This window comes from Longimicrobiaceae bacterium (assembly GCA_035696245.1).
GTDB lineage: Bacteria > Gemmatimonadota > Gemmatimonadetes > Longimicrobiales > Longimicrobiaceae > DASRQW01.
In genome coordinates this window covers 1-7,509 of record DASRQW010000188.1, presented here as the reverse complement: position 1 = coordinate 7,509, position 7,509 = coordinate 1, and the positions used below count along the sequence as shown (strand labels likewise).

At 71.8% G+C, this 7,509-nt stretch carries 7 protein-coding genes; 6 read left to right on the top strand and 1 reads right to left on the bottom strand.

All coding sequences use genetic code 11. The features are described from left to right. The coding region (locus VFE05_08955; protein ID HET6230186.1) for a prolyl oligopeptidase family serine peptidase at positions 1–571 on the top strand (571 nt) is incomplete at its 5' end. An 841-nt stretch (positions 572–1,412) separates the two neighbouring features. Then, the gene (locus VFE05_08950; protein HET6230185.1) at positions 1,413–1,712 is read left to right on the top strand and encodes a hypothetical protein; all 300 of its coding nucleotides are present in this window, start codon (positions 1,413–1,415) and stop codon (positions 1,710–1,712) included. A gap of 371 nt (positions 1,713–2,083) precedes the next feature. Here VFE05_08950 and VFE05_08945 read toward each other — a convergent pair whose 3' ends face one another. After that, a complete protein-coding gene (locus tag VFE05_08945; protein HET6230184.1) occupies positions 2,084–2,596 on the bottom strand; it encodes an LEA type 2 family protein in 513 nt (170 codons plus the stop codon). A 344-nt stretch (positions 2,597–2,940) separates the two neighbouring features. Between VFE05_08945 and VFE05_08940 the strand changes: the two genes are divergently transcribed. The 4 genes from VFE05_08940 to VFE05_08925 all read left to right on the top strand — a co-directional run bounded on the left by VFE05_08940 (position 2,941) and on the right by VFE05_08925 (position 7,185). Further along, on the top strand, positions 2,941–3,717 hold the full coding sequence (locus VFE05_08940) for a ferritin-like domain-containing protein (GenBank protein HET6230183.1): 777 nt from the start codon (positions 2,941–2,943) through the stop codon (positions 3,715–3,717). A gap of 9 nt (positions 3,718–3,726) precedes the next feature. Continuing rightward, positions 3,727–4,554: a DUF3618 domain-containing protein gene (locus VFE05_08935; GenBank protein HET6230182.1), complete on the top strand. Its 828-nt coding sequence runs from the start codon at positions 3,727–3,729 to the stop codon at positions 4,552–4,554. A gap of 205 nt (positions 4,555–4,759) precedes the next feature. Then, entirely contained in the window at positions 4,760–5,500 is a 741-nt protein-coding gene (locus tag VFE05_08930) for an SURF1 family protein (GenBank protein HET6230181.1), read from the top strand. Between the two features lie 137 nt (positions 5,501–5,637). Further along, a complete protein-coding gene (locus VFE05_08925) occupies positions 5,638–7,185 on the top strand; it encodes a CBS domain-containing protein (GenBank protein HET6230180.1) in 1,548 nt (515 codons plus the stop codon). Positions 7,186–7,509 lie beyond the last annotated feature (324 nt).

The window sequence follows — 7,509 nt, the reverse complement described above, 5'->3', positions numbered from 1 at the left end:
CATGGGCGGAAAGGACCTGGACGACGAGGTGGACGCCGCGCGCTGGATGGTGGCGAACGAGGGGGTCGACGCGCGGCGCGTGGGCCTCTACGGCGGCTCGTACGGCGGGTTCATCACGCTCATGGCCATGTTCACCGAGCCGGACGTGTTCCGCTCCGGCGCCGCGCTGCGCTCGGTGACCGACTGGGCGCACTACAACCACGGCTACACCGCCCGCATCCTCAACCAGCCGCAGGACGACCCGGTCGCGTACCGCCAGTCGTCGCCCATCTACTTCGCCCAGGGGCTGCGCGGCGACCTGCTGATGGCGCACGGCATGGTGGACACGAACGTCCACTTCTCCGACATCGTCCGTCTCACGCAACGGCTCATCGAGCTGCACAAGACGAACTGGGAGCTGGCCGTGTACCCGGTGGAGGACCACACCTTCGCGCGGCCGGACTCGTGGACCGACGAGTACCGGCGCATCCTGGCGCTCTTCGACCGCACGCTCATGCCCGGCTCGCCTCCTCTTCCGGGGAGGACGGCGGGCGCTCCGGCATCGGCCGAGGGTCAGGCGGCCGCGCACTGATTCGCCGGGGCGCTACGGACGGCGAACCAGCGGCGGACCGATGATCCCGTCGCGGCGGACCGCTCCGGAGCCCGGCGGCGATACTGCCTGCCGCCGGTCTCCTATGCGGGGGTGGGGAGCCTCCTCCTCCGGCGGGCCGATACTGCCTGGCCCGCCTTCGTCCGGGGTCTCCCCACCCCGGAGCGAGCCCGGCAAACCGCCGCCGGTCTCGCTCCGCACATCTTGTTTTGGGTACAGCGGTTGGGGCCGCCAGCCCTCTCGCCCGCCAGCCTCTCCCCGGCTCAACCATCGACGCCCTGTCCAGCAACTGGACGGGGCGTCGGGCATTCGTCCTCCCACTCCGCTTTCCGCCCGCGCCGCTACCGTCGGTCGACACAACGAGCAAGCCGCCAGCGCCTCGTACCGGTCTCGTGCGCATCGACGTATAAAGAGCGTGAGCGCGCTCCTATTCCCGATCTGCCTCTGTCCGACTTGCTCAGGCAGGATCACAGAATAGGTGGGCGCATCGGTTCGCTCAGAGCCGCGCCCTCAAACGGCAATATCACCTCGGGCTCATCACGGCAATGTACCGCACAACGCGAAAGAAAACTGTGATCACCTGGACGGGGAATTTTTCAAAACTGGGGCTCGGCCCGCGTCTTGGAAGCAGCACGATGCGCATGGAATAAGTCCGTTATGCTATTAAGGTCGGAAAGTGTGTCTCGCGTCCATTCTCTGCAAGTGGCGGTGGTGGCGCGACTTGGAATGGCCCGGCGCTTGCAAATGGGGCTGTACACACGAGGAAGATCGGAAAACCGCGGGCGCACGGGCGCTCACCGGGCCATCTATAGAGGAGGACCAGATGAACCGAATCATCCGCGAAATCGGCGAGGCGCTTCCGCAGCCCAAGGGTCCGTTCTCCGACGCCGAGGCGCTCGAGCTTCTCATGGCGTACCGGAAGGACCCCTCGAACGTCCCGTGCCCCCTGTGCGGCCCGGACCAGGTGGAGGTCCTCGCCTTCATCGAGCCCGAGATCGACCCCAACGGCTTCGCCTCCGTGACCGACCCGGAGGGCGAGTACGCCGCGGCGCTCTACTGCCACTCGTGCTCGCGCGCCGTGGGCATCCTGGCCGGCGCCATCCGCGAGGCCGGCGAAGCCTGAGCCCCCGCGGGGCCCGCACAACCGAGACACCTCGCCCGACGCTGGGCAAACAGAAGGGGAGCGGCCCACGCCGCTCCCCTTCGTGCGTGTGGGCGAAAAGGGCCCCCTCCCCCGGCCCCTCCCCCAAAACTGCCTGGGGGAGGGGAGACCAGAAGTGCGCGTGGTGAGGGCTGATCGGACGGAGGAGGTCTAGCCTTTCTGAGCGTAACCATCAATCGTGCCCTGATATAGCTCCCCGTTGCCCGCTTGCGGCGGAGGGGCTGGCGAGGGGTACCCCCGCCGAGCGCAAATGGAAACGGAGCGCCCACATCGGCCGCTCCGTTTTCGCATCTACCATCCTATCGTCCTGCCGTCGTTCGACCATCCGCGATCTATCGCGTGACGGCCAGGTTCCCTTCCAGCAGCGTCATCGGGCCGAAGCTGGGCTGGCCGAGGGGGCCGGCGTCCACGGCGAAGTTGCCGTCCAGGCGGTACTGGATGGGGGAGCCGCGAAGGGCCTTGCTCGCCACGTCCGCCAGGCCGCCCAGCTGCGAGAAGCTCACCGTGATGTCCAGCGGGATCACCGTCTCCTGCCCGGCGGAGAGAGGGAGGCCGAGCGGGAAGTTGACGTTGGCGGCCTGGTGGCCCTCCAGCGAGAGCCCGCCCTGGATGCGGCTGAGCGTGAGGCCCAGCGGGTTGGGGTTGCGCACCCGCGCGAACAGGCGGATTCCCGCGCCGCCCAGCGGGTTGCCCAAGGAGGGGCCCACCAGACGGAGCTGCGCCTGCTGCCCGTGGTCCACCTGGAAGCTGAGCGGCTGGAGGATCTGGCCCAGCGAACCGAGCGAGGCGCAGGCCGGGAGCAGTGCGAAGGCGGCGAGCAGCGTGCCGCGGACGATTCGTCTCATGGTTCAGGACTCCTGGATGCGTGTCGTTGTCGCGGGCGCCCACGGCCGCGCGCCCCCGCTTGGGAGGACGCGCCGGGCGGCCGCGCCGTCACCGCCCGCAATCGCAAATCCGGAGCCCGGCGAGCCCGCCCAGAGCGGGGCGAGCGGCGGATGTCCAGGCGCGGCGCGGGGTCCCGCGGTACGGCGCCCGCTGGAATGGAGTGTGCATAGCGCCAGGGCTCTCCCCGCACGCCAGGCGAGCGGCGGGGACCGCGACGGACGGGAGGGGCCGGCGAGGCCCTCCGGGTGCGCGACGGCACGGCGCAACGCTGCTTCTGTCAACCCAGGCAAGGAGGACCGTGGACATGGAAACGACTGGTCTTGGCACCCACGCCGCGATCATCGCGGACGTGCTGGAGGGCCTCAACGACCTCCTTCAGCTGGACCACGACGCGGTGGGCGCGTACGAGATCGCCATGGAGAAGCTGCAGGACCGCGACGCCGCCATGCAGATCGCCGGCTTCCGCCGCGACCATGAGCGCCACATCCTGTCGCTCAACGAGCTGATCCGCGAGCTGGGCGGCGTGCCCAGGAACGAGCCGCACGACACGGGGCCGCTCAAGGAGGCGCTGCAGAGCGTCGGCGCACTCGCGGGCGACAAGGGCATCCTCATCGCCTGGCGCACCAACGAGGCGATGGTGCGCGGCAAGTACGACGCGTACGCCCGCACCGCCAACGCCTGGCCCACCTATGTGAAGCGCGTGGTGGACCAGAACGCGTTGGACGAGGAGCGGCACCACGACTGGGTGGTGCGCTACCTGGGCGGCGGCGAGGGCGGCGGCGCGCTGGACACGGTGCGCGAGAGGGTCGGCGAGGTGGTGGATGCCGTGAAGGACCGCGCCGGCGCGCTGGGTGGCTCGGTGGCGGGCGGGCTGTCGGCCGCCGGCAACCGCATCTCGGGCATGTTCGACCCCGAGGGCGAGGGACGGCTGGCGGGGGTGGGCGGCGCCGCGCAGGGAGCGGCCCGTGGAGTGCGCGACCTGCAGGGCGGCTTCGAGGAGCACGTGCGCGAGAGCCCGCTGCAGACGCTGGTGGTGGCCGCGATCGCCGGCTTCGTCGTCGGCCGACTTCTTCGCTCATAGGGGGCGTCCATGGCAGAGACCTACGTAGCCGGCGACGGCACCACGCGGCGCGACGACGACGGCACCCTGAACCGCGGCGAGGCGCTGGCCGCAGGGCACGCGCTGGGCGGCGTGAGCAACGAGCCCATCCGCCAGCCCGACCACCTGCTTCCCGCGCACGCCACCCCCGGCGCCGTGGGCCAGGTGGCCGCGACCGACGACCCGGACGTGGCGCGCAGCGAGATCGAGCAGACGCGCGCCCGCATGTCGTCGACCATCGACACCATCGAAGAGGTGCTGCTGCGCAAGAAGGAGAAGCTGCAGGACCGGCTGGACGTGATGTCGCCCGTGCGCGAGCGGCCCATGCTGAGTGTCGGTGCCGTCTTCACGGGCGGCCTGCTGCTGGGCCTCCTCACCGGCGGCAGCGACGGCAACGGCCGGGCCGAGGCGGTCTACGGCGATGGGGCTGATGGGCACGACGGGCACGACGCGGAGTGGAAGGAGCTGGCCCACACCTGGGAGGGCCGCGCGCGCGGGCTGCAGAAGCTGGCCCGCACGCAGGAGGAAGAGCTCCGCGACCTGCGCCAGCGCATGGACCGGCTGGAGGGCACGGAGACGCACGGACTCTACGCCACCGGGCACGGGTCCGGCGAGGAGTCGCATGGCGTCGGCGCGCTGGGCGCAACGCTGTCGCACCTGCGCGAGGTGGCGATGGAGACCGTGGCCGGCGTGGTGGGCGGGCTGTTCGGCGCGGGCGTGGAGCACCACGAGCCGCACGAGCACGGCCATCACCACCACCCGTCGCAGCTCGCCCACGAGCAGGTGTACGGCCTGGACCCGGACCGCCTGCCGGGCTGAAGCATCTCCGCCCGGCGATACGCATCTACGGGCGCATCGGGCCGGACGTAGAAGGACGTAGAAGGACGGAAGATGGGGCGCCAGGGTTCACTCCGGCGCCCCATCGTCGTTCCCGTCGTTGAAGCCGCCACGCATCCGCGGTATTCTTCCCCGTCCGCGGCGGAGCCCGTCCGCCGTGCATCTCCCGACCCGTGAAGGATTTCCGTTGAAAGCGTCCGTCCGTACCGCCCTCGGAGCGGTGATCGCCGTCGTCGTCGCAGCCACGTGCGTGCGCCTGGGGTTCTGGCAGCTGCACCGGCTGGAGCAGCGCCGCGCCCGCAACGCGCAGTGGGAGCGCGCCCTCGCCCTGCCCGTGATGCCGCTCGACCGCACCACCGTGGCCGCCGTGGAGGCCGACCCGGCGCGCTTCATCGACCGGCGGGTTCGCGTCGCCGGCACGTACGATCCCGCGGGCGAGGTCGTGCTCCGCGGGCGCGTGCACGACGAGCGTCCGGGCGTGCACGTGGTGACGCCGCTGCGCATCTCCGGCACCCCCCGCGCGGTGCTCGTCAACCGCGGCTGGGCGCCATCGCCGGACGGGGCTACGGTAGACACGCGGCCGCTGGCGGAGCCCGGCGAGCGCGTGGTGGAGGGCGTCTTCCAGGAGGTGCCGGTCACGGGCGACGGGGGGATGCCGTCCACCTCGGGAGCGGCGCGGACGCTCTCCTTTCGCCGGCTCGACCTGCCGGCGCTGCGCAGGCGGTATCCGCATCCCCTGCTGCCGCTGTACGTGCAGCAGCTTCCGTCCGCCGCGCAGGCCGGGGCGCCGCTCCAGCGCGTTCCCGTGCCGCCGCTGGACGAGGGCCCGCACCTGAGCTACGCGGTACAGTGGTTCAGCTTCGCGGCTATCGCGCTGGTCGGCTACGCCGTCCTCGCATGGCGGAGTAGGAGGGCCCGGAGCGCGTAACTCCGTGCGCCGCAAGGCGCGTCTCTTGCAAGCTCCGGCCGTTCTCCCACCCCGCACACGGGGCGGGCGCGCGGGGCGGCGGCGGCCCCAGCGGGGCACACGCCGGAGGCTCAATCTCAACGCAAGGAGGCCACGACATGGCGCGCTACGGACGAGACTACGAGCAGGGGCAGTGGGGCATGCGCGGCGGCGGCTACGACCAGGGCGGCTCGAACGGCGCCTGGGGCGAGGACGCGTACTCGGGCGGCTACGGCCGCGGCGGCATGGGCTCCGACGGGTACTCCGGCGCTTCCGGCGGCATGCGCTCCGACGCGCACGACGGCGGCGACGTGGGCGAGCACAGCGGCTTCGGCTCCGGCGGCGGCGCGTACGACAACGACTTCTCGGCCGGCGGTTCGCAGGGCGGTTACGGCGGCGGGACGGGCGGGCAGGGGATGTACGGCGGCGGGCGCGGCTACGGCTCGCAGGACCGCGGCTACACCATGGGCTCCGGCAACCGCAGCGGCTCGACCGGCGGCGGCTACTCGGGCGGGGGCGGATACACGAGCGGCGGTTACACCGGCGGCGGGTCGTCCGGCGGGTACGGCGCGGGCGGGTCGATGGGTGGCTACGGCTCGCAGGGCTCGTACGGCGGCGGCATGGGCCGGGGGATGAACAACGGCTGGTCGACGGGAGGCTCCGGCTCGGCCGGCGGCTACGGAGCCACCGGCGGGTACGGATCGGCGGGCGGGTACGGCGGCACGTCGGACCGCGGCTACGGCAGCGGCGGGTACGAGAGCGGTGACTCCGGCTACGGCCGCACGGGTGCGAACTCGAGCGGCGGGCGCAGCGGGGGGATGACCGGCGGCACCTCGTCCGGCTCGGCGATGGGGAGCACCGGCGGGTCGCAGTCGCAGATGGGCGACGAGCTGCGGCGGATGCGCGCCTCGGACATCATGACCGAGAACCCCGAGTGCGTCACGCCCCAGACCACGCTGGCCGACGCCGCGCGCAAGATGCGCGACATGGACGTGGGCATCATCCCGGTCGTGGAGAGCGAGACCAGCCGCCGCCTGAAGGGCGTGATCACCGACCGCGACATCGCCATCCGCGCCGTGGCCGAGGGCAAGGGCGGCGACACCACGGTGATGGACGTGATGACCACCGAGCTGGAGACGTGCAACAAGAACGACTCCGTGCAGGCGGTCATGCAGCTCATGGAGCGCGAGCAGGTGCGCCGCGTGCCCATCACCGACCGCGACGGCCGGCTGGTGGGCATCGTCGCGCAGGCCGACCTCGCCACCGACATCAGCAGCCACCAGGGGCAGGACCGCGTGGCGCACACGCTGGAGACCATCTCCGAGCCCGCTCGCGGCGGCCATGGCGGGGGGATAATGGCAGGCGGGCAGATGGGACGCGGCGGCATGGGCGGCCAGCAGCAGGGCCGCGGCGGCCAGTCCGGCGGCTCGCAGACGGGCCAGCAGCGCGAGTCCCAGCAGCGCGGCGGCTCGCAGGGCAGCGGCATGTCGTCCGGATCGTCCGGCTCCACCGATTCGGCTTCGGGCGCCACGGGTGGGATGGGCGTGACGGGCGGCAGCACCTCCGGCGCGCGCACGGGCGGGATGAACGCCTCGGGCTCCACGTCCGGGCAGACGGAGAGCGGCGCGTCGGGCCGCTCGGAGAACAGCGGCCACGGCGAGGCGTAAGCGTCGCGCGGTGATGGATGGGGGATGTAGAAAGCCGCGGGCTCCGGAAGGGGTCCGCGGCTTTTGTGGGCCTCACCCGGCTCGCAAGGCTCGCCTGCCCTCCCCCGCAAGCGGGGGAAGGCACGCCATTAGCCCAGTTCCGGGCCTGGTATGGGTCGAGTTGCGCCCTCGCAGCCGGGCGGCTGGCGACTCGCGCTGCGCAGCGAGCGTGACGCGGGCGTAGAAAATATGGAAGGGCTGGGCCCCTGGCTCGACGTGGGTTAGCATCCGCGAGGGAGCGCAGGATACCAGAGCCACATGCGACGGTGAGTCGCAAGCGCAGGA

Bases quoted from the DNA above. Each gene is read 5' to 3' on its own strand.
- VFE05_08945 (HET6230184.1), bottom strand. From the start codon at position 2,596: ATGAGACGAATCGTCCGCGGCACGCTGCTCGCCGCCTTCGCACTGCTC.
- VFE05_08950 (HET6230185.1), top strand. From the start codon at position 1,413: ATGAACCGAATCATCCGCGAAATCGGCGAGGCGCTTCCGCAGCCCAAG.
- VFE05_08925 (HET6230180.1), top strand. From the start codon at position 5,638: ATGGCGCGCTACGGACGAGACTACGAGCAGGGGCAGTGGGGCATGCGC.
- VFE05_08935 (HET6230182.1), top strand. From the start codon at position 3,727: ATGGCAGAGACCTACGTAGCCGGCGACGGCACCACGCGGCGCGACGAC.
- VFE05_08940 (HET6230183.1), top strand. From the start codon at position 2,941: ATGGAAACGACTGGTCTTGGCACCCACGCCGCGATCATCGCGGACGTG.